We start from the raw sequence: 23,985 nt of genomic DNA on the forward strand, positions 1-23,985 counted from the left end.
AAAAGCAGCAGATTGAAGATTTAGCAGAGGTATAGGAAAGGAATATCAACCAATTTTTTAAATCGACAGACAGCGAAAGAGAGAAGCAGGATTTTCAAGATAATTTTCTGAGCAGAAAAGGATAAACATTTATGTTTCATAGGTGTCGCATTATACTCGCGATTTTCCTGTGAAAGGACTTGTTGTAAACGTAACTTTTTTCCACATTTAATATCAACCACATGATTTGACTTTACACACTAATGTATTTCAAAGCAGCATACCTATGCCCGTGATGGCATAAATACTGAGATTTTCGGTAATGACTAAACGTTTTTTAATGCCATTAAGATGGCAAAGGGGGAAACTATGCCTGTTAACCAGGCTCACGATGATCATAGCTAAACTTTATACCTAATACCACTAGTATTTCAACCAAAAAGAATAAACAATGAAGAGATCGCTTTTATTATTTGCGGTTCTTTCTGTATTGTGCTTCCAGCTTGCGTGGGCACAACAGAAAGTAACAGTAACCGGCGTTGTTAAAGATCCGAAGGGCTACCCGATTCCGGGTGTCAGTGTTTCCGAAAAAGGAACTACCAATGGCGGTGTAACAGACTTGAATGGTGGCTACAAAATCAATGTCAGTCCTTCCGGCACGCTCGTGTTTTCATTTATAGGTTATATTAAAAAGGAAGCTGCTGTCAGTAACAGCGGCAGCCTGAATATCTCTCTGGAAGAAGACCAGAAAGGATTACAGGAAGTAGTCGTAACCGCTTTGAACATTCAGAGATCTACCAAGGCATTGGGTTATTCCATGACAGAAATAAAGGGTGAAGATGTAGCCCTTTCCGGACAGGTAAACCCGGTGAATGCCCTGCAAGGTAAAGTAGCCGGTGTGAACATCTCCTTAGGTGGTGGCGGACCACAGTCCAGCGCACGTATCCTGATCAGAGGTAATAACTCACTCAGCCTGAACAACCAGCCGCTATTTGTGGTGGATGGTGTGTTCATTGAGAACGCTATTACCGGTGGTGATCAGTGGGGTAACTCACAGGACTTCGGTAATATGATGAAGAACCTGAACCCGGATGATTTCGAAAGTGTATCCGTTCTGAAAGGTGGTGCTGCAACCGCGCTGTATGGCTCCCGTGGCCAGAATGGTGTGATCATTATCACTACCAAGAAAGGTTTTGCAAGGAAAGGATTGGGTGTAACGCTGACGCATGCACAGATGTATGATAAGGCTTACAAATCGATCGACTTCCAGAATGTTTATGGTGTTGGTAATGTGGCAGGAGATTTTCCTGTTGACAACAATGGCGACCCATATATTGATGAAAACAACTGGGCAGGTCTGAGCTACGGTCCTAAGATGCTGGGCCAGCGCGTGAAAGACTGGCAGGGCAACTGGATCAACTATTCGCCACAGCCCAATAACCTGCTGGACCTTTACCGCACAGGTAAATACTACAATACTAACGTAGCTATTGACGGTGGTAATGAAAAGACGACCTTCCGTTTGTCTTACTCTAACAACTACACAAATGGTATTGCGCCAAACAATAATTTCAAGCGTAATAACTTCAACCTGCGCGCAACGCATAAACTGTCTTCTAAAGTTTCTGCGGACATCACCGCTAACTACGGTAAGACCAATGTAGAAAATCCGGCTATCAACGGTGGTAACGAAAACCTCGTGTTCAGTGCCGTTTACAAAATGTCCCGTAACTACAATACCAAATACTGGAAAGACAGGTATGTAGATCCTAAAGGAGGTATTCTGCAGAATGACCCTTATACAATGGCATCTACTTTCTTCTACCTGAATAACTATAACACCAGGCAGGATGAAGATAACTTCCAGGGTCGTTTAAACCTGAAAATAGATATCCTCAGTTGGTTAAACCTGTCGCTGAATGGTGATATGCAGGCGAACGTACAACAGTACGAACGTAAAGAACTCGGAGGTAACGAAAACTTCAACGGCGGTTATTATAACCTGACCTCTACTACAGCTAACCAGCGCAGATTACAGGCAATATTGCATGGTCACCGTAAACTGGCCAGCGATCTCGAAATGGACCTGTCAGTTGGTGGTGAGACTTACAGATGGGGTTATGGCAAATACAACAAAGCCGAAACACGTGGGGGTCTTAAAGCACCGGGTCAGTTCTATATCAGTAACTCAGTGCAGGACCCGCTGGCTACAGCTAGGATCATCAAGGGTGTTAGAACAGACGCTATCTATGCTTTTGCAAACTTCGCGTTCAAAGATCAGTTATATCTTGACCTGACAGGAAGAAATGACTGGAACTCTACCCTGATGTATTCTGATGGTCATGGTGTAAGCAACTACTTCTACCCATCAGCAAGCCTTTCCTGGTTGTTCTCTGAAACTTTCCACCTGCCTGCGTTCTTCACTTTCGGTAAGTTAAGAGCTTCTTATGCAGGTACCGGTGGTGGTACTGAAGCATACAAAACAGGTATCGGTACTTACTCTTTCATCGGTAACTACATCGGTGTTGGTGGTGGAACTACTCCACGTTACGGATTTGACGGTAACACACTTGGTAATAACGACCTGAAAAATGAGTATACCCGCAACTTTGAAATAGGTGCTGATATCCGTTTCCTGGATAACAGACTGGGTTTTGATATCGCGGCTTACAGAAAGAATACCTTCAATCAGATCGTGCCTATCAATATGCCACAGGAAAGTGGTGTGACCAGCCGTTTGATCAATGCAGGTAACGTACAGAACACTGGTATTGAAGTATTGATAAATACTGTTCCTGTTAAGTCAAAGAACTTTGACTGGAACTCCACCATATCATTTACCCGTAACAAGAACCTCGTAAAAGAGATTGCTGAAGGCGTAAATGCAATGGAACTGCCTAATGGTTACTCACAAGGTTCTGACGTACTCGTAATTGCCCGTAAAGGTGCTGAATATGGTGTTATGCAGACCAAGTATGCGTATACATACTACGATGATCCTGCCAAGCCTTCCGCTAATGGCAAAAAAGTGCTGAACTCTGCAGGCCGTTATTTGCGTTCAAGTGATGCAGGTCTTGGTTATATCGATATTGGAACTATCCAGCCTAAATTCCTGTCTTCCTGGACCAACGGTTTCAGGTACAAGAACTTTAATCTGAATGTACTGGTGGATGCGAAAGTAGGTGGTAAATATTCTTCTGCTACTTACAACTATGCTTATGCAGATGGTACACTGAAAAATACTTTGTCAGGTCGTGATGCTGAAAGTGGTGGTCTTGCATGGACAGATGGACTGGGTGATTCATATAACGATGGTATCATTCCTGATGGCGTATTCGCAAAAGGAGTAACCCTCACACCTATAGCCGGTGGTACGCCGGTAGATGCGAGTGGTATGAGCTACAAGGAAGCATACGATCAGGGGCTGGTAAGACCTAAACATGCATGGGATTATTACTATCGCCTCGGTTCATGGGGACAGGGTATCCGTGAGAACGCCATCTTCACAAACTCATGGGTAGCACTGCGTGAAGTAACTGTAGGTTACACCGTTCCGTCTTCTGTTTATTCAAAACTGAAACTGAGCAACCTGCGTGTGAACCTGGTGGGAAGAAACCTCTTTTATATCTATAACAGCCTGCCGGCTGGTCTGAACCCTGAAGGTTTGTACAACAACTCTTCCGCTTCAGCAGCTGATTATGGCGGTATTCCTTTCGTAAGGAGCATGGGCTTCAACCTGCAGGCTTCCTTCTAATAAAAGAGACATATAATTCAAGAAGAAAAAAGAAAACAGATGACAACAATATATAGCAAGTTTAAAAAGTATGGCATTTATGCAGTGATATGTGGTTCACTCGCTGCTTGTCAGAAAAGCAAGTTTGCAGAAATCAATACGGATCCTGAGAAGCTGGCTACAGTAACACCCGAAGGTCAATTCATCAATGCTATTGTACAGATACATAGCGGCGACTTTGAGTATTACTACGATTACTACCGTACCATCATGCTGTTCACTGAATTGTCAACGGCAAACGGTGGTAACAGTGCTAACTTCATCGCCGATAATACCGGTAACGCGAACAACCGTTATGGTTATTATTACACCAGGGTAGGTAATAATCTGGTGAATATAGTGAAGCTGATAGAAGCAATGCCTGCTGAAGAGCAGGCAAAGCGTGCGCACGAAAAGGCTATCGCAAAACTGCTGAATATCTATTATGCATGGTATGTATCTGACATCAACGGAAGTATTCCTTATTCAGAAGCGTTCCAGGCACGTTATGGTGGTACGATCACTCCGAAATACGATACACAGGAAGCGCTGTATGAGCTGTGGGACCAGGAGCTGAAAGCGATAGCTACCACACTGGCAGATAACTCAGTGGCACAGACCAATTACGGATCAAGTGATCTTTACTATGGAGGTGTATCTGCAAAATGGTTGAAATGTGCTAACTCTCTTCGTCTGAAGATCGCATCACGCCTGTCTAAAGTAGCGCCTGAAAAACTGAGAGCTATTGCGACAGAAGTATTGGCTGCAGGTGGTTTGTTCGAAAGCAATGCAGATGATCTGCAACTGATAGCAGGCGATAAATTCACTGAAGGTGGTAACTGGAACCCAGTTGGTTTCCATTCATCCAAATCACTGGTGGACTTTATGCTGGCTAACGGAGATCCACGCTTGCGTGTATTCTATCAACAGAATGATTATTCAAGAGAAAACTTCGATTCTGCTGTAAGTCAGAAAGCGCTGCCGGCTAATGCGGTATTCCCGAATAACCGTTATGTAGGTGCTTTCTCCAGCCCTGATGCAGTAACTGCTTATCCCGGTTATTTCAGAACAAGGAAGATCAAAAATGGTGAAGGAAATGACCAGAACCTGGATACAGTATCTCTGATACAGTACCGTTTGTTCCAGCCGGAATATACTTACAATGGCCTGGTAGGCGCTGGTCACGTTACTTTCCCGCTGCTGACCTATGCTGATATCTGTTTCCTGCGTGCAGAGCTTGCACAGAAAGGTATAGCAGGCAGTGATCCTGAAGGCTGGTATTACAAAGGTGTAGATGCGTCTATCAGAAATTATGACGCTATGGCCAATACCGCCAGACTGCCAGACTATGTTGCAGTAACAGAAGATGAAATAGGAAATTACAAAAACAGTCCGGGTGTAAAGTATACGGCCGGGAACGCTGCAGGACTGATCGCTTCACAGGCTTTCCTGAACTACTATAAGATGCCGAACGAAGCATGGGCTATCCTGAAAAGATTAGGCATGCCGAATGCAACTACACCACTGGCATTGGAAGTAATGAAAGCAAGCGGTGTTGTACAGGTGATACCAAGAAGGGCTTCCCTGAATGTAGCGGATGAAACCAATCTGAACGTTGCCAACAACAAAGCTGCATTAACAGAAATGGCTCAGAACCCGGATTTCGGAGAAGGCCCATCTGATATTTTCGGCCGCGTTTGGTGGGATAAGAAATAGAATAGTGAAAATAAAAGTGCCCCGTCGCTGTACGGGGCGCTTTTATGTAAATAACACATAGGGTGTTGAGTCATATTTGTTTGTGGATAGAGTAGAATAGCAGGCTTAAAAAAATGTTCTTCTTTATCCGATATTTTTATTTATTTGTATATCTTACAGACGTAACAGAAACTGAAAGGAAAGAATAACCGGTTTGTTGATTAACGTGCAGATAGACCGGAACTAAGAAGACACAGTATAGTATTTTATCAACCGGATGTTACAGAAGTTATGAAGAACAAGGCAGATCCACCGCTGCCTTCACCATCAACCAGGATCAGAGAGAAGTGTTATGATAAACTAATTCGTTATGTCGCGTTTATTTTTTTGTGCCCTGTTGTCAGGGATCTTGTCTGTACATACACTCAGCGCGCAACTGATAGCCAGTTCGAATGCGATGTCTGCAGGCCGTTTAAAAGATTATAATGGAAAAACATTTACTGTAAAGCCCGCAGGCAAACCTGTGGTATATATATTTCTTTCCCCTGAATGCCCGCTGTGCAAGAATTATGCGCCGGTGCTGCAACAGTTACAGAATAAGTATAAAGACGTGCAGTTCTATGGTATCATCAGTGGTAAGACATTCACTAAAAGTGATGTAGCTGATTATGCTAAAGATTATAAGATAACGTTCCCCATGCTGATGGATGCCGATAAGAAAGTAGCCGGTTATCTCAACGCCACCGTTACACCTGAAGTGCTGCTGATAGGCAGTAATGGCAAAGAGTATTACAGAGGTCTGATCGATGACTGGGTAACAGGACTGGGTACTAAACGTATCAAAGCCACCAGGAAATATCTTGAACAGGCGATCAACAATTTGCAGACAGGAAACGAACTGGTATCACAGACTACGCCGATAGGCTGTCTGATCAGTAATTATTGAGTTTTATATTAAGTGGCGCGTATGCAATGCAGAGTTGCAGTATCAGTTTTATTTTTTTTTATTTTCAATATATCATGTGCAGTAGCACAACGTATCACCTGGAATGAACATATTGCTCCGCTGATACATACTACCTGTACACCTTGTCACCAGCCGGGAGATGCGGCTCCGTTCTCATTGGTGACCTATGAAGACGTTGCTAAGAGAGCGGCGTTCATCAAGAAAGTAACACAGAGCAGGTACATGCCGCCATGGAAACCTGACCCGCATTATTCCATTTTTGCCAATCAGAGAAGATTGACCGATGAGGAAATCGCAATGATAGCAGATTGGGCCGATCACAATATGCCGAAAGGGAAGAAGAGTGCAGTAAAAGATGAAGAGACTGTAGTAGCAGGCACACACTCACGTGGTAACCGCAAACCGGATCTTGTGCTGAAGATGAATAAGGCCTTTCATGTGAAAGGGGATAACCTGGAAAGATTTATTGTATACAAAATACCATTTGAACTGCCTGATTCTGCTAACGTGGAAGCCATCCAGTTCACAACAACGAACAACAAGGTCATACATCACGCGAATTACGAAGTTGATGCAGTACCCGATCTTGATATTTACAATACGGACGACTACATCAATCTGACCGAAGACAACCGTTTCAAGTACGATCAGTACGTTCCTTTCAGGAAGCATATGATCTACTACGGTGGATGGATACCCGGTTCTTTCGGAGAATCATATCCTGAAAATATTGGCTGGGTAATGCCGAAGAGAGGAGTGATATTACTGACGATACACTACGCACCGGTAGCAAAAGAAGAAGACAATGTAAGTGGCGTAGAGATCTATTTTACAAAGACACCTGTAAAACGTCATATAAGGGCTGTGAGCCTGGGTTCGGGCGGCGTGGGCGAAAAAGAAATTGACCCTTTCTTTTACATCCCGGCCAATGCTGTCAAAACCTTTAAGTTAAAAGTGACAACCCCTGAAGATCAGTCCCTGCTGTATGTGTGGCCACACATGCACTATGTGGGCAAGGTCTTTAAGGCCTACGGTGTAACGCCGGAAAAAGACACAATCAAACTGGTGCATATTCCTGACTGGAATTTCAACTGGCAGGAGATCTACTGGTTCCCAACATTGAAAAAAATCCCTAAAGGTACTATCCTCACCATAGAGGGTACTTATGACAACACCGCTAACAACCCAAATAACCCATCTAACCCGCCCCAGCTGGTTTACTCAAACGGCGATATGAAGTCGACCGACGAAATGTTAACATTGGTTATGGTTTTTTTACCTTATGAAAAAGAGGATGAAAACATCATTCTGAAGAAAAATGAAAGGTTTTGAAATAGGGCAAATGATATTATTTTATTCAAATAAGATGTAATATTCTCATTTTTAATGCATTGTTAACAAAATGGCAAAAAACTGTTAAATGTTTTTTGTTCTTCATTTTATTTTTTATAGTTTGGCATCCATTAGCAAAAAGTAAGATTTTGCTTAATGTGTGAATTTGGTTCAATTGTGGAAATAACGGGACATGCATTTGAGTAAACTTGTTGAGTAAACTTTGGAGTAACTATAATAATTTTTTTGTGCGGACGAGATGATGCCTATGCCTTTGAGTTTAAAAAAACGGAGATCGTAGAAAGACGATCCTACTGGGCTATGCTTAGCGGTATACCGTAACCTGCTTTTACATTGATGTTTAAATTTTTCAAGCTCCCCTTTTTGTCGCCGGTAGGCGGCCTGGGAAATCTATGTTTTCACTGTGAGACTAAACAACAAATAATAAATTAAAACCTAAAGAAAGCTATGCGAAGATCATTTCTTGTATGCACATTGCTATTCTTATGCTGCTGTATAACAGCGTTTGCACAGGATAAGAAGGTAGTGTCCGGAACCATTAAAGATAGCAACGGCGCGCTTTTGCCGGGTGTTACCGTTAAGGAAAAAGGCACTTCAAATGGTACTATGTCCAACGCAGAAGGAGGATTCAAACTGTCCGTTCCTTCCAATGCGGTTCTTGTGTTCTCCTACATGGGATATACTACCAAAGAAGCTCCAGCCAACGGACCATTGGATATTACCCTGTCTGAAGACAACAAAAATCTGAATGAAGTAGTTGTAACCGCTTTAGGTATGAAGCGTGAGCAACGTAAACTGGGTTATGCGATCACTGAACTGAAAGGTGATGAGATCTCAAAAACCAATTCCATTAACCCTGTTGCCGCTCTGCAAGGTAAAGTTGCAGGCGTGGACATCTCTGGTGCTGTAGGTGGTCCTCAGGCTGCCGGCCGTATCATTCTGCGTGGTGCTAAATCACTGAATGACAAAGACCAGCCGATCTTTATCATCGACGGTGTGATCTTTGAAAACTCAGTGAGTGACAACGCAGTAAACTTCGGTAACGTGTTGAAAAACCTGAACCCAGACGACTATGAGTCTGTAACAGTACTGAAAGGTGCTGCTGCAACTGCATTGTATGGTTCAAGAGCACTGAATGGTGCGGTTTTGATCACTACCAAAAAAGGTCTTACCCGTAAAGGTATTGGTGTGAACGTAAGCCAGACAGTTCAGCTGGAACAGGTTTACAGAACACCGATCGAACTGCAGAACGTATATGGTGCAGGCCGTAATCCAATATTCGATAAAGACGCTGATGGTAACAACGTAATTCAGTGGGCAGCTACAAGCTTTGGTCCGAAAATGGAAGGCCAGCTGGCTAAACTCCCTAACGGTGATATCCAGCCTTTCGCTGCAAAGCCTGACAACTATAAAGATATGTATCGTACAGGTCAGTACTATAATACGAACGTATCTATGGAAGGTGGTAGCGACAAAGGAACTTTCCGTTTGTCTTACTCCCGCCTGCAGAATCTGGGCGTTGTTAAGAACAATGAATTCAACAGAAATAACATCTCATTAAAAGTTACTCAGACTATCTCTAAGTTCCTGAGTGCTGATGCGGGTGTTACGTACTCTCAGAGTAAGACTGACAACCCTGATCGTCAGGGTGGCGACTATACTTCACTGAACCTCGGGCGTAAATACGTGTATGTGTTCCCACGTAACTATGATCCGGCGTACTGGAGCAGGAAAGAAAACTTTGTAGGTCCTGATAACTCTATGAGATCTACAGCTCAATATGCAGGTTCTGACTATTGGTTCGCAATGGAATATAATAGCTGGAGAAGGAAAGAAGCATTAACCACTGGTTATGTGAACTTGAACGCTACTGCTACTGATTGGCTGAAATTCCTGTTGAAAGGTAACTTCAGTAAAGAAAATAACTTTGAACAGCGTAAAGAATCCGGTCAGGGTCCAAACTTCTCAGGTGGAGCAGGTTTGTATGCTGAATCAGGTCTTGATAGATTACAGCACACCTTTACCGGTATTGCTATGATCACTCCTAAATTAGGTAAAGACTTCGAAGCAACTATCAACCTGGGTGCTGAAACCTGGAACAGTGGTATCGGTAGCCAGTATTACAATAATACTAATGGCGGTCTCCGTACTCCTCAGTTATACGTGATCTCTAACAGCGTTGGTGCTGCTCAGATCAACAACCAGCCACTGCTGCGTAAACGTATCAACTCTGTATTCTTCGCAGCCAGCCTGGCTTACAAGAATGCATTCTTCCTGGATGTTACCGGCCGTAATGACTGGTCTTCCGCTCTTACTTACCTGACAGGAACCAGCAATAACTCTTATTTCTATCCTTCCTTCAGTGGTGCATGGGAATTCACTGAGAGCCTGAAAGGTAAACTTCCTTCAGTGATCAGCTTTGGTAAAGTACGTGCATCTTATGCAATGGTAGGTGGTGACCTGGATCCATTCCAGACTAACAGCGGTTACCAGACTTCCGGATACTTCACAGGCGGTGGTACTAACAGTAACCTGCCACGTGTTGAAATATTCAACCAGGAAATCATGCCTAACCCGAACCTGAAACCTTCTATCTCTCACTCTATCGAGTTAGGAGCTGACGTTCGTTTCTTCAATAACCGTTTAGGTGTTGACGTAGCATGGTACAAAACAAATATCAAAAACCAGATCATTCAGCTGCCTGCAGCGTTTGAATCAGGTATTGAAAGACGTTATATCAATGCCGGTAACATGGAAAATACTGGTATAGAAGTAGCTATCAATGCAACTCCTATCCAGAAGAAAGACTTCACATGGGATCTGACATTGAACGGTAGCCATAACAAGAACAAAGTTGTTGAACTGGCGCCTGGTATCACCAGCTATCAGCTGAATGAAGATCAGGGTATCCGTGTAATGGCTTCTCCTGGTCAGGCTTATGGAGTACTGGCAAGCTCCCTGGCATATAAGCGTAATAGTGCAGGTGCTGCGCTGATGGCTTTCAGCGGTGGTGATCTGCCAGTTCAGTTCATCCGTGGTACAAACGAAAACCTGGGTAATATTACTCCAGACCTGAACCTCGGTTTGAGCAACAACTTCAGATACAAAAACTGGAACCTGAGCTTCCTGGTACAGGCACGTATCGGTGGTGATATGTTCTCTGCATCTCATCAGTATGGTACAGGCCGTGGTACTACAGCTAACACTTTACCTGGTCGTGATGCTGCAAGCGGTGGTATCGCATTTACTGATGCAGCAGGTATTCAGCGTAACGACGGTATGATCCCGGATGGCGTATTCCAGGATGGAACTCAGGTAACTACTCCGGCTGGACAGTTACAGAACATTGGTGGAATGAGTTACAGAGATGCTTACAATGCTGGTTATGTAAGACCACTGAGTGCTTACCAGTATTACAGCATGCAGGGAGACTGGGGTATCGGTATCCGTGAATACTCTGTATTCGATGCATCTTATGTATCACTGCGTGAAGTATCAGTAGGTTACTCTATTCCGGCTAATATACTGGAGCGCGTAAAAGTGAACAGTGTTCGTATCAATCTGGTAGGCCGTAACCTGGGTTACCTGTATAACCACATGCCAATTGGTATCAACCCTGAGGCGGTACGTAATAACAGCGCTTCCGCATTCTCTGAGTATGGTAGCACTCCTTACACCCGTAACATGGCGGTTACCGTGCAGGTAGGATTCTAATTGAGGCATTAATTTTAAATTGTTAGCAAACATGAAACTTATAAATAAATTGGGATTAGGAGCAGCAGCAGTTTCTTTAATGCTGTCCTCTTGTACCAAAAATTTTGAAGAGCTGAATACCAATCCGGTGGTGTCTCCGGTAGCAACGCCACAGGATCTGATCGTGGCAGCTGAGTATAAAGTAGTAGACAGGGACCTGGATTGGTTCTATGATAACTACACTTATATCATGAGATGGATGCAGTTGGGATCTTCATTGCCAACTTCTTCCAATATTACTCCGATGTTCACTATCTCCGACAGAGCGAACAGTATGTATCCTGATTTCTATAAAACTATCGGAAGATATACTACTGAGATCAAGAGCGTAATCAGCAAAATGCCGGCAGATCAGCAGGCTACTTACCAGAATGCCGGTGCTATTGCACAGATCATTCAGGTATACGCTGCCTGGAGAGTGTCTGATGTAAACGGTAGCATTCCTTATACTGAGGCATTGAAAGGACGTGATAGTTCTGAGTTTACGCCTAAATATGATAACCAGGCAACACTGTTCCCGATCTGGGAAAATGAACTGAAAGCTGCAGTAGCAACTTTGGCTTCAGGTGCTGCTAACCAGGTGTCTTACGGTAGTTCAGATATGTTCTATAACGGTGATGCAGCTAAATGGGCAAAAGCAGCAAACGTGCTGCGCCTGAAAATGGCTATGCGTCAGCTGAAAAGATCTGAAGCTGCTGCAAAGCAGATCATCACTGACGTACTTGCCAGCTCTGCCGGCCTGTTCACAAGTGTTGAAGAGGAATTTAAATTTATCTCTGCGCCTATCGGCTTCGCTCGTGGTACTAACTGGAATCCTGATACCGGTAGTCCGTTTGCAGCTCCAATGGGTATGGTTGATTTCATGTATGAAAACAGCGATCCTCGTATCCGTCTCTTCTTCAGACGTAATGGATATACAGAGAGTGCAATAGACAGCCTTAAACAAGGTGGTGCTTTGTCATCAAATACTACTTATAACCCACGTCGTTATGTGGGAGCTCCTTGTAGTCCGGATGCCCGCACTAATCCTGCCTATGTTAAACTGTTCGGTGTAAAAACCTACAAAGTTACCATAGGTGGTAAAGTATCTGAAATGACCCTGGATACAGTATCACTGGTACAGACACGTCTGTTTGATCTGGACCAGAACGGTGGTGCTACCAGTGGTGGTGTTTACTCTATGCCGTTGATGACTTATGCTGAACAGTGTTTCATCCTGGCTGAATTATCTGAAAAAGGTATCATCGCTCAGTCAGCTGAAGAATGGTATCTGAAAGGTATCAGAGCTTCTATCAAGGATTATAACACTATGGCTTCCCTGGCGAAAATACTGGAATACAGCGCAGTAAATGATGAGGAAGTTGATACTTACCTCGCATCAGCTGATATTGCTTATACCGGAACCCAGGAACAGAAGCTGGAAAAGATTGCCGTTCAGAACTTCGTTAACCATTTCAAAGCACCTCATGAAGCATGGGGCGCCTGGAAGCGTACTGGTTATCCTAAAGAAGGCGGTATTCTTGCTATGGAACCATTCTTCACAAACGGTGCGAGAAATACTGTACCTCGTCGTTGGCAGCTGCCGATTCCGAGCGGTACACAGGAAAACATACCTAACTATGAAGCTGCAATTAAAGATATGCAGACTACAGGTGAGTATGGAGAGCCAAATGATGTAACTGGCCGTGTTTGGTGGGATATGGCAAACTAATCTGCTCATTAACACTGATAATAAAGGACCGTCCGCTTTTAGCGGACGGTTTTTTTATGCGCCTGATTTTGTATCTTGACCATGTATTATGAAAAACAAAGGGCGCTTCCCCGACATGAAATAAATAAGTCTGAGCGTATGAGCATGCGAAGTTCCATCACCTTACTACTTTTATTCCTTATTACCGGTCTGAGAGATCTTTCAGCGCAAAACATCACGTGGTTCGGGCATATTGCCCCCATCATTCATCGCAATTGCACACCCTGCCATAGACAGGGAGAAGCTGCGCCTTTTCCACTTGTTACTTATGAAGAAGTTGCCAAAAGAGCGTCTTTCATTAAACGTGTAACAGAGAGCCGTTACATGCCGCCCTGGAAGCCAGATCCACATTATGTGAGCTTTGCCAATGAAAGGAAACTTACAGTCGAAGAGATTAAAATGATCGGCGATTGGGCGGAACATGGTATGCCCAGGGGAGAAAGTGCGGTAAAGGAAACAGCCCCCGATTTTATAAAAGGCACCCTGTTCAAACGGGAGCCGGACCTGGTATTGAAGATGAAATCACCCTACGCGCTGAAGGGCGATAATGTAGAACGTTTCATTGTTTATAAACTGCCTTTTGAATTGCCTGATTCCGTTGCCGTGGAGGCAATAGAATTTACTTCCAATAACAGGAAGGTCATTCATCATGCCAACTATGAAATAGACGACGTTCCGGAAGCTGATCTGCATAACACAGCTGATTACGTCGACAATACAGAATCACACCTCGATTATTACCAGCAATATGTCAACTACCGTAAGCAAATGAAATATTTCGGTGGATGGATACCTGGTAGTACTTATGAATCTTACCCGGATGAAATGGGCTGGGTTATGCCGAAACGTGGTGTAGTATTACTTACAGTGCATTACGCACCTGTAGGAAGAGATGAAGAGGTGATCAGCGGTGTACAGTTCTTTTTCAGAAAGAAGCCTGTAAAACGCCAGATAAAAGCTACAACACTGGGTTCCGGTGGTGTAGGAGAGAAGGACATCGAGCCTTTCTTTTATATCCCTGCTAACGTAGAGAAGACTTTTAAGCTGAATGTGAAGATGACCGAAACACAGTCGCTGATGTATGTATGGCCGCATATGCACCTACTGGGTAAAACCTTTAAAGCATATGCTGTAACACCGCAGAAAGACACCATCAGGCTTGTCTCTATTCCGCAATGGGATTTTAACTGGCAGGAAATATACTGGTTCCCTAAACTGGTAAAGATCCCCAAAGGTACAGTGATCACTATGGAAGGATCTTACGACAATACAGTAAATAATGCATCCAATCCTTCCTTTCCACCACAGCTGGTATATGGCGCCATGCGAACGAAGGATGAAATGATGACGATGATCATCATGACCATACCTTATGAGAAAGGAGATGAGGATCAGGAAATAAAACGGCAATAAATAAAAGAAGGCTCGCTTGAAACGAGCCCTCTTTTATTTTATATCAGATTCTTTATTTCACTTAGCTTCAGTAAGGCTTCTACCGGCGTTAGCCTGTTGATATCCACATTCTCCAACATATCCCTAATCTGTTTAAAGGTATCGCTGTGCGTATCGAAAATACTGAGCTGCACCTTCGGCGCCGGAGTGGCCATATCCTTGATATGTTTCTCCAATGGTGCGTCAATATGTTTCTCCTCCAGGTGTGCCAGCACTTCATTGGCGCGTTGCAGCAATTGAGGCGGCATACCGGCCATACGGGCCACATGGATACCAAAGCTGTGACGGCTGCCGCCAGGAGCCAGCTTACGGAGGAAAACCACTTTATTGCCAGACTCCTTATTTGTAATATGGAAATTCTTGATCCGGCCATGTTTATTCTCCAGCTCATTCAGTTCATGATAGTGCGTGGCGAAAAGTGTTTTCGGCTTGTGCGACGTCATGTCATGCAGGTATTCCACAATGCTCCAGGCAATTGAAATACCGTCATAGGTGCTGGTACCACGGCCAATTTCATCTAATATAACAAGGCTACGCGGTGTGATATTATTGATGATACTGGCTGTTTCATTCATTTCAACCATGAACGTGGATTCGCCGCCACTCAGGTTATCGGAAGCACCTACACGTGTGAAGATCTTGTCTGTTAAACCTATCTCCGCAGCAGCTGCAGGAACGAAGCTGCCCATGTGCGCCATCAGCGTGATCAGCGCCGTCTGACGAAGTAAGGCCGATTTACCGCTCATGTTCGGTCCTGTCAGGATGATGATCTGTTGCTGTTCTTTATCCAGTACGATATCATTGGCTACATAACTTTCACCGGGAGGCAAACCGCGTTCTATTACGGGGTGTCTGCCTTCACGAATGTCAAGGTGATAACCTTCTGTAACATTCGGACGGCGGTATTTATAGTGAATAGCGTTATGGGCAAAACTCAGCAGACAGTCTATACGCGCCAGGATCTGTGCGTTCAGCTGAATGGCCTGAATGTGAGGCTGCAAAGCAAGGAGGAGTTCATCAAACAGTTGTGCTTCCAGGGAAAGGATCTTCTCTTCCGCACCTACTATTTTTTCTTCATACTCTTTTAATTCCGGTGTAATATAGCGCTCTGCGTTAGCCAGCGTTTGTTTACGGATCCAGGTTTCAGGTACTTTGTTTTTGTGCGCATTCGTTACCTCAAGGTAATAACCGAATACGTTATTGAAAGCTACTTTCAGACTGGGAATACCGGTAGCATCAGATTCTGTCTGTTGGATACGCAGCAGGTATTCCTTGCCGGAATGTGCGATGGTACGGAGGTTATCCAGTTCAGGGTGTATGCCGTTCTGAATAACGCCTCCTTTGCTGACCAGTATCGGTGGTGTTTCCATCACCTGTTCCAGGATGCGGCAGAGGATATCCGGACAATGATTCAGCTTTTCACTGAGTTGTAACAGGTAAGGATGACCGGTCTGCGACAGTAGTTTCTTTACACCTTCCACCTGCTGCAGTGCTTTGGCCAGCGACATCACTTCCCTCGGATTGATCTTCCGCAACGGGATCTTAGATACGAGGCGTTCCAGGTCACCTGTTTGCTTCAGATGTTGGTGCAGGTCCCTGGAAAGGTCGGTCTCTTTAATAAAGAATTCCGTAACGTCCAGTCGTTCGTTGATCTGGTTGATATCCCGCAGGGGAAGTACCAGCCACCGTTTCAGCAGTCTGGCGCCCATAGGCGTCACTGTGCTGTCCAATGTGCCCAGCAGGGTATGACCATTTTCCACACTGCTGCCAAGCAGTTCGAGGTTACGGATAGTGAACCGGTCCATCCAGAGGAAGTCATCCTGTTCTATCCGTTGAATATTGGTGATATGTTGCAGATGCGGATGTTCTGTATCGCGCAGGTAATGCAGGGCGGCGCCTGCAGCAATGATCGCTTCTGAAAGCCCTTCTACGCCAAAGCCCTTGAGACTATGTGTTTCAAACTGCTTCAGCAGGATCTCCTGTGCGTAGTTAGTCGTGAAGATCCACTCTTCCAGTGTATAAGTATAGAACTTGGAACCGAATTGTTCCTTGAAATGTTTCTGCTGCTGACGGGCAAATATGACTTCTGCCGGTTTGAAGCTTTGGAGGAGTTTATCCACATATTCCAGGTTGCCTTGTGCAACAAAGAACTCGCCGGTTGAAATATCCAGGAAGGATACCCCGGCCTGGTCTTTACCGAAATGTACGGCCGCCAGGAAGTTGTTGTTGGCATTTTCCAGGATCTTATCATTCACTGCTACGCCGGGAGTTACCATTTCGGTTACACCGCGTTTCACAATGCCTTTTGCCATTTTGGGATCTTCCAGCTGGTCGCACACCGCTACACGGTAGCCTGCCTTTACCAGCTTATGGAGATAGGTATCGAGGGAGTGGTGTGGAAAACCTGCAAGGTCCTGTTGGGATGCAGAACCATTGGCTCTTTTGGTGAGCACGATACCTAATACTTTGGATGCGATGATCGCATCGTCATTAAAAGTTTCATAAAAATCTCCCACACGGAACAACAGCACCGCATCCGGATAACGGGCTTTAATAGCGTTATGCTGTTGCATGAGAGGAGTTTCTGATTTGCTTTTTGCCATTCGGCAAATATATAATAATGTCCGGACGTGCTGAAGGGAGAGATGTACACATACCGGTAGTACTCATTTTGTCGTATTTTTGCAAAATGCGAAAATTAAGCATGGATGAACTTGGCCGCAAAACGGTGGACCAGTTTAAGGCGGCTGATAAAACACCTTTGGTGCTGGTACTTGACAATGTACGCAGCATGCACAATGTAGGATCGGTATTCCGTACGGCAGACGGATTCCTTTTACAAGGCATCGTTTTATGTGGATATACTCCCGTACCGCCTCACCGTGATATTCAGAAAACGGCGTTAGGCGCCACTGAAACGGTTGAATGGCAATACTTTGCCACTACTGTTGAAGCGGTGACGGAACTCAGGGATGCCGGATATACGGTCCTGGCAATCGAACAGGCAGTGAACAGCATTATGCTGGATGCATTTGAGCCGGCAGCCGGTAAGCCACTGGCACTGGTATTTGGAAACGAGGTGACGGGTGTGGATGCAGAAGTGATGAAACTCGTGGACGGCTGTATTGAAATACCGCAGTCTGGCATGAAACATTCATTAAACATCTCTGTGAGCACCGGTATTGTGGTTTGGGATATATTTGCAAAACTGAAAAAACAACAGGCATAATGATCGCAACGGTTAATAAATACCTTTCGCTGGTAAAATTCGCCCATACAATATTTGCCATGCCTTTCGCACTGACAGGCTTTTTTATGGCTACTACCAAAACTGATCATTCTTTCAGCTGGCAGTCGTTCGTACTGGTTGTGCTGTGCATGGTGTTTGCCCGTAGCGCGGCAATGGCCTTCAACCGTTATCTGGATGCAGACATTGACAGAAAGAACCCACGTACCGTGAACAGGGAAATTCCCCGGGGAGTGATCACTGAGAAGAATGCGCTCACGTTTGTTATTGTGAACTGTCTGCTCTTCATTGCGGCTACCTGGTTTATCAACCTGTTATGTTTTATCCTGTCGCCGGTAGCTTTGCTGGTAGTACTGGGATATAGTTATACCAAACGCTTTACCGCATTGTGTCATCTGGTACTGGGCCTGGGTTTATCCCTTGCGCCGGTAGGTGCTTACCTGGCGGTTACAGGTCAGTTTGCGGTATTGCCTGTAATGTTGTCCTGCCTTGTATTATGCTGGGTAGCAGGTTTTGACATTATTTATTCTTTACAGGATGAGGATTTTGACCGTTCATTGGCCCTGAACTCTATTCCTGCATGGTTGGGAAAAGCAGGGGCACTGCACTTCTCTGAGGCCTTACACCTTATTTCAGGTTCCCTGGCTATTGCGATCGGCTTCTATGGTAACTTCCACTGGCTGTATGCAATAGGCGCGCTGGTATTTGTCAGCATGCTGATCTCTCAGCACCTGCTGGTAAAACCAAATGATCTGAGCCGTGTCAACCTTGCCTTTATGACTACAAATGGTATTGCCAGCGTGGTATTTGCCGTATTCGCCATTGCCGATATGTTCATCCTCGGTTAAAAAGTTAGTATGGCCCGTATCCTTGCAATAGATTATGGAAAAAAGAGAACAGGACTTGCAGTGACAGATCCGCTGCAGATGATAGCCACCGGTCTGACCACCGTACCTACGCATGACCTGATCCCTTATCTCAAAAAATACCTCGCCCAGGAATCAGTAGAACTGTTCCTGATAGGCGATCCTAAGAACCTGGATGGGGAAGCTACTGATGCCACCGCACTTGTAACTGAATGTGTGCGTATCCTGCAGAAGAATTTCCCACAAGTACCTGTTAAGAAAGTAGACGAACGATTCACTTCCAAACTGGCCTTCCGGTCCATGATAGATAGTGGCATGAAAAAGAAGGACAGACAGAACAAGGGACTGGTGGACGAGATCAGTGCTACGATCATCCTGCAGGAATATCTCCAATATAAATAATTGATTAATCGGGGTTTAAGGGTTTTTGTATTGCGCAGCGCACTACATTTCAATTCCTCATTCCTATTTCCTGATTGATACTTACCTTTGCATTTCTGAAAATTTTTTAAAATGATTCTACCTATAGTTGCTTACGGTCATCCGGTATTACGGAAAATGTGTGAAGATATTACTCCAGATTACCCTCAGTTAGAGCAACTGATTGCTAATATGTGGGAAACCATGTATGCTTCCAGCGGAGTAGGACTGGCAGCACCACAGATCAACAGGCCTATCCGCCTTTTTGTTGTAGACAGTGAGCAGATCATCAACAACCTGGAAGAAGACGAAAAGAACGACTATCCTGGTGATGAAGGTGTGAAGCAGGTATTTATCAATGCGCACATTGTTAGCACTGGTGGTGAAGAGTGGCCTTATAATGAAGGTTGCTTAAGCATTCCGAAAGTGCGTGAAGACGTATATCGTCCCGAAACCGTAACCATCCGTTATGTAGACGAAAAATTCCAACCACAGGAAAAGACATTCTCAGGCGTAACCGCCCGTGTAATATTCCATGAATACGACCATATTGATGGTAAACTGTTCATTGATTATCTGAAGCCATTAAAGAGAAGAATGCTGAAAGGCAAACTGGAAGACATCACAAAAGGCAAGATCAGTGTGGATTACAAAATGATATTTCACAAATAAAACAAGTGAAAATTTTGTAATGTTAAAAATCCCTATTACTTTAGTGCCTGCAAACTAATACAATACATTGGGAGCAGCAGTCACATATACAGAATCCGAATTAGTGCTTGGCCTTAAGGCGAGGAACGAAAAACATTTCGGGTACTTATATGACCATTATTCACCGGCCTTATATGGTATTGCCCTTAAAGTGGTAAACGATGAAACAGTTGCCGGTGATGTGCTGCAGGAAATCTTTCTCAAGATCTGGCGCAGCATTGAGCGCTATGATTCCGATAAAGGCCGCCTGTTCACCTGGATGGTGAACATCGCGCGTAATACCGCCATTGATACTCTCCGCTCAAAGGCCCATAAAATGGGGCAAAAAGCTAGTGAATTAGGGAGCAACGGACTTGCATCAGACCAGTTGGCCATCCACCCTTCCGTGGACCATCTTGGTTTGGTTAAAGTGGTGGAGCAGCTTAATAAGGAACAACGTGTTATTATAGACCTGGCTTATTATAAAGGGTGCACGCAAGAAGAAATTGCGAAGATATTGGATATCCCTTTGGGAACAGTGAAGACCAGGATGCGTAATGCGATCATACAATTGCGGAATATTTTAAAACAGATGTAAGCAAGTGGATGTTCAACGTTACATATCGTCCGGTATTATTGAGAACCATGTCACAGGGTTACTTTCAGAAGTAGAATCCCGTGAGGTGCTCAGTGCAATGCAACAGTATCCTGAAGTAAAGGCTGCTGCCGATGCTTTGCAGGTGGACATGGAACGCTATATACAATTGTGGGCTACCAAACCTCCCGCTGGTATCAAGCGCCAGATAATGGAACGCCTGCACAAAACAGAAGCCGACGAACCCGTTGTTGCTGAATCTGAAACCATCACAGAAACGAACGAAGATACTTTCTCAGAAAATACAGGAATAAATTTATCACAACTCCAGATCTGGCAATACAGCGCCGCCGCGGCGATCGTATTGTTGCTGGGTAGCGTGGTGATGAACGTCGTTTCCTATAGTAATTCCGGTGGCTACCAACAGCAAATTTCCTCCCTGCAGGCAGAACAGTCTTCCCTGATGGCTGAGAAAGAAGCGTTGAAGGAACAGCTGGATTTTGCTCATAAAGAAATGGGCGTGATGAAAGATCCTTCCTTCAAATGGACACGCATGCCGGGTGTGGGTAAACACACGGGCGTGGTTGCAACCGTTTGCTGGAACCCACAATCCAAAGAAACATTTATTCTTGCACAGGCTTTGCCAGAGCCGCCAGCAGATAAACAATATCAACTGTGGGCCATCGTTAATGGTAAACCAATTGACGCCGGCGTATTTGAGCTGGGCAGCAAAGCTCACTCCGTACAAAAAGTAAAGCCGGTGGAAAATGCACAGGTTTTTGCCGTGACCCTCGAAAAGAAAGGAGGAAACCCTTCACCTACCTTAGACCAGATGTTTGTAGCCGGAAAAGTAGCTGGCTGATCTTCCTCTCATTTTTACCCTTTAACCGCACTAGAGCGCTCATTATCAATTATTCCGTAATAATTGCTATCTTTCCTTTAATATTGCATTCCCATTAACCATCTAATTAGGACTTATTAGGATTGTAACAAAGTTGTACCGGTAACAGTTCCAATCATACTGTAGCGCCTGCAGCTAAATAGTGGAGCACACTGATAATTATTTTTAACAAAATTTATTACTGTTTTGGAATCCGCGTTTACATATACGGAATCTGAGCTGGTACAGGGGCTGAAAGCCAAAGACCAGAAGGTATTCGGCTACCTCTATGACCGTTATTCCCCCGCTTTGTACGGTGTAGCGCTAAAGGTGCTCAACGACGAAAGTAATGCGAATGATGTCCTGCAGGAAGTGTTCCTCAAAATATGGCGTAACATCGACCGGTATGATGAAAGTAAGGGACGTTTGTTTACCTGGATGCTCAATATTACCCGCAATTCTGCTATTGATACTCTTCGCTCGAAGGCCCATAAAATGGATCAGAAAATCCAAGACATTGGAGATGACGTACATTTATATACAGGTAATTTAACTGTACACCCATCCGTTGACCATCTGGGACTTTCAAAGGTTCTTGAAAAATTAACCAAGGAACAACGAATCATCATTGATTTAGCGTATTACAAAGGTTGCACCCAGGAAGAGATCTCCAAGGTGCTGGAAATTCCTTTGGGTACCGTAAAAACAAGGATGAGAAATGCCATAATACAATTAAGGAACTTACTAAAATTAGTATAAGAGTGGACGCATCACGTTTCATATCGTCCGGATTGATCGAAGCTTATGTAAGCGGACTAGCTACCTCCAACGAGATCCAGGAGCTGGAACGCGGCATGACGCAATATCCGGAAGTTGCAGCTGCAGTGAATGACTGCCAGCTGGATATGGAGCAATATGTTACTTTACAATCCAAAACGCCGCCTGCCGATCTTAAACAACGTATCTTTCATATCATCGTTAATGAAGAAGCGGCACGTGAAAGTGGCGCCCTCACTACCGAAACAGAAACTGAAGCATTCCCTGAAACAAAAGTTTATGTAAACAGCTCCTGGCGCTGGATTGCTGTTGCCGCTATCCTGTTATTGCTGGGCAGCCTGTTACTTAATTATGTATTCTTCGGACAGATCAACGATTATAAAGGCCGCTACGAAGCATTACTCTCCACACAAAATACATTGGCATCTGAATCAAACCTGTATAAAACCCGCGTGGAACAAATGGAACACTCCATGGATCTCGTAAAGGACCCTTCCATGAAGACAGTAAAGATGCCTGGTACCAAACCGTTCCCTTCAGCACTGGCTACCATTTACTGGAATCAGCAGTCAAAAGAAGTGTTCGTCATGGTGAACAATCTGCCGGAACCGGCCGCCGATAAACAATACCAGCTGTGGGCCATTGTAGATGGCAAACCGGTTGATATGGGCGTATTTGAGATGGGCGGCCATCATGAATTGCTGCAGAAGATGAAATCTATAGACAACGCTGAGATGTTTGCTATAACCCTAGAGAAAAAAGGCGGAAGCCCCGTTCCTACACTAGACCAGATGTATGTGGCAGGAAAAGCCAGCTAAAATGAGTAAAATACATAATTTCGCAGCATGCGAAAAATCTGGATCTATACTATCACACTGTTTTTCTTTCAGCAAACCTATGCACAGGATACCGCCAGATACAAGGGGATGACCGTTAACCTGGATGAAGTGATCGTTGAAGCCAAACGTATAGGCTTTGATGTCAACAGCTTCATAAAAAGAGTAGAAGACGACACTACTTTTTACCGTGCTTTCAAGAACCTGCGTCTCCTGGGATATACTTCTGACAATGATATCCGCATTTATGATAAGAATAACGAAATTCAGGCTTCGCTTAAAGGCCAGACAGTGCAAACCATGCAAGGCAGATGCCGCACCATGAAAGTACTTAGCCAAAACGTTACAGGCGATTTCTTTGACAAAAAGGGAGAATACAATTATTATACGGCAGAGTTATACGGCAACCTGTTTTTCACTAAAGGCACCGTATGTGTAGATGCCAGCGGAGAAGAACCCGAAAGAGCTAAAGGCAGCATAGCCAGACATAAAAACCAGCTGAAAAAGCTCATCTTCAACCCCGGTAAACCAGTTAAAGGTGTTCCTATCGTTGGCGGCAAGGTGGCTATTTTTGATCCGGAAGTAATGAGGCTGTACGACTTCTCTATCACTTCAGAGAATTATGCCGGCAATATTCCCTGTTATGTATTCACTGCAAAAGCCAAACCTGGTCTTAATAGCCTGGACAGGGGAGACGTGGTGATAAATGAGCTGATCACTTATTTTAATAAAGACAATTTTGAGATAGTGGGCCGCATTTATTCCCTCTCTTACAAAACAATGGTCTTTGATTTTGATGTGAAGATGAATGTACAGATGACGAAACAACAAGGACTGCTCATCCCGGCACTGGTTACCTACGACGGTACCTGGGACGTTCCTTTTAAGAAAAGGGAAACAGCGAAGTTCATAGCAAAGTTCCATAGCTTCACCGAATAACGATGTAAAGTATA

17 protein-coding genes are annotated in these 23,985 nt (G+C 44.4%); 16 read left to right on the plus strand and 1 reads right to left on the minus strand.

All coding sequences use genetic code 11. From position 1 onward, the window contains the following. Positions 1-430 precede the first annotated feature (430 nt). From C7475_RS18965 to C7475_RS18995, 7 genes are all read left to right on the plus strand, one after another. Positions 431-3,733, plus strand: a complete 3,303-nt coding sequence (locus C7475_RS18965) for a SusC/RagA family TonB-linked outer membrane protein (RefSeq protein ID WP_110054955.1) — start codon at positions 431-433, stop codon at positions 3,731-3,733. Positions 3,734-3,772: 39 nt separating this feature from the next. After that, positions 3,773-5,467, plus strand: coding sequence for a SusD/RagB family nutrient-binding outer membrane lipoprotein (locus C7475_RS18970; protein WP_110054956.1), 1,695 nt, complete (start codon positions 3,773-3,775; stop codon positions 5,465-5,467). 349 nt (positions 5,468-5,816) lie between these two features. Continuing rightward, positions 5,817-6,392, plus strand: coding sequence for a redoxin domain-containing protein (locus C7475_RS18975; RefSeq protein WP_110054957.1), 576 nt, complete (start codon positions 5,817-5,819; stop codon positions 6,390-6,392). 21 nt (positions 6,393-6,413) lie between these two features. After that, positions 6,414-7,745: a cytochrome c gene (locus C7475_RS18980; RefSeq protein ID WP_110054958.1), complete on the plus strand. Its 1,332-nt coding sequence runs from the start codon at positions 6,414-6,416 to the stop codon at positions 7,743-7,745. Positions 7,746-8,213: 468 nt separating this feature from the next. Beyond that, positions 8,214-11,480, plus strand: a complete 3,267-nt coding sequence (locus tag C7475_RS18985; protein WP_110054959.1) for a SusC/RagA family TonB-linked outer membrane protein — start codon at positions 8,214-8,216, stop codon at positions 11,478-11,480. A gap of 31 nt (positions 11,481-11,511) precedes the next feature. Further along, positions 11,512-13,230, plus strand: a complete 1,719-nt coding sequence (locus C7475_RS18990; protein ID WP_110054960.1) for a SusD/RagB family nutrient-binding outer membrane lipoprotein — start codon at positions 11,512-11,514, stop codon at positions 13,228-13,230. Positions 13,231-13,368: 138 nt separating this feature from the next. Beyond that, entirely contained in the window at positions 13,369-14,682 is a 1,314-nt protein-coding gene (locus C7475_RS18995) for a calcium-binding protein (protein ID WP_110054961.1), read from the plus strand. Positions 14,683-14,720: 38 nt separating this feature from the next. On the opposite strand, the gene mutS is transcribed toward C7475_RS18995, so the two are convergent. After that, a complete protein-coding gene (mutS, locus tag C7475_RS19000; protein ID WP_110054962.1) occupies positions 14,721-17,324 on the minus strand; it encodes a DNA mismatch repair protein MutS in 2,604 nt (867 codons plus the stop codon). An 86-nt stretch (positions 17,325-17,410) separates the two neighbouring features. Here mutS and C7475_RS19005 point away from each other — a divergent pair, with 86 nt between their 5' ends. The 9 genes from C7475_RS19005 (at position 17,411) to C7475_RS19045 (ending at position 23,971) form a co-directional block, all read left to right on the plus strand. After that, positions 17,411-17,950, plus strand: a complete 540-nt coding sequence (locus C7475_RS19005) for an RNA methyltransferase (RefSeq protein ID WP_233259897.1) — start codon at positions 17,411-17,413, stop codon at positions 17,948-17,950. Beyond that, the gene (locus C7475_RS19010; protein ID WP_110054964.1) at positions 17,950-18,816 is read left to right on the plus strand and encodes a UbiA-like polyprenyltransferase; all 867 of its coding nucleotides are present in this window, start codon (positions 17,950-17,952) and stop codon (positions 18,814-18,816) included. Before C7475_RS19005 ends, C7475_RS19010 begins: the two co-directional genes overlap by 1 nt. 9 nt (positions 18,817-18,825) lie before the next feature. Next, positions 18,826-19,236, plus strand: coding sequence for a Holliday junction resolvase RuvX (ruvX, locus tag C7475_RS19015; RefSeq protein WP_110054965.1), 411 nt, complete (start codon positions 18,826-18,828; stop codon positions 19,234-19,236). 111 nt (positions 19,237-19,347) lie between these two features. Beyond that, on the plus strand, positions 19,348-19,926 hold the full coding sequence (gene def / locus C7475_RS19020; protein ID WP_110054966.1) for a peptide deformylase: 579 nt from the start codon (positions 19,348-19,350) through the stop codon (positions 19,924-19,926). A 67-nt stretch (positions 19,927-19,993) separates the two neighbouring features. Continuing rightward, a complete protein-coding gene (locus C7475_RS19025) occupies positions 19,994-20,542 on the plus strand; it encodes an RNA polymerase sigma factor (RefSeq protein WP_110054967.1) in 549 nt (182 codons plus the stop codon). A gap of 4 nt (positions 20,543-20,546) precedes the next feature. Further along, a complete protein-coding gene (locus C7475_RS19030) occupies positions 20,547-21,401 on the plus strand; it encodes an anti-sigma factor domain-containing protein (protein WP_146217593.1) in 855 nt (284 codons plus the stop codon). A gap of 225 nt (positions 21,402-21,626) precedes the next feature. Further along, positions 21,627-22,178 carry an RNA polymerase sigma factor gene (locus C7475_RS19035; RefSeq protein WP_012789579.1) on the plus strand — a complete coding sequence of 184 codons (552 nt, stop codon included), beginning with the start codon at positions 21,627-21,629 and terminating at the stop codon, positions 22,176-22,178. A 2-nt stretch (positions 22,179-22,180) separates the two neighbouring features. Next, positions 22,181-23,014 (plus strand): anti-sigma factor domain-containing protein, encoded by an 834-nt coding sequence (locus C7475_RS19040; RefSeq protein ID WP_110054969.1) that lies wholly within the window; start codon positions 22,181-22,183, stop codon positions 23,012-23,014. Positions 23,015-23,041: 27 nt separating this feature from the next. Then, positions 23,042-23,971, plus strand: a complete 930-nt coding sequence (locus tag C7475_RS19045; protein WP_110054970.1) for a hypothetical protein — start codon at positions 23,042-23,044, stop codon at positions 23,969-23,971. Positions 23,972-23,985: the final 14 nt, after the last annotated feature.

It is taken from the genome of Chitinophaga sp. S165 (genome assembly GCF_003182155.1).
In the GTDB taxonomy this organism is placed as follows: domain Bacteria; phylum Bacteroidota; class Bacteroidia; order Chitinophagales; family Chitinophagaceae; genus Chitinophaga.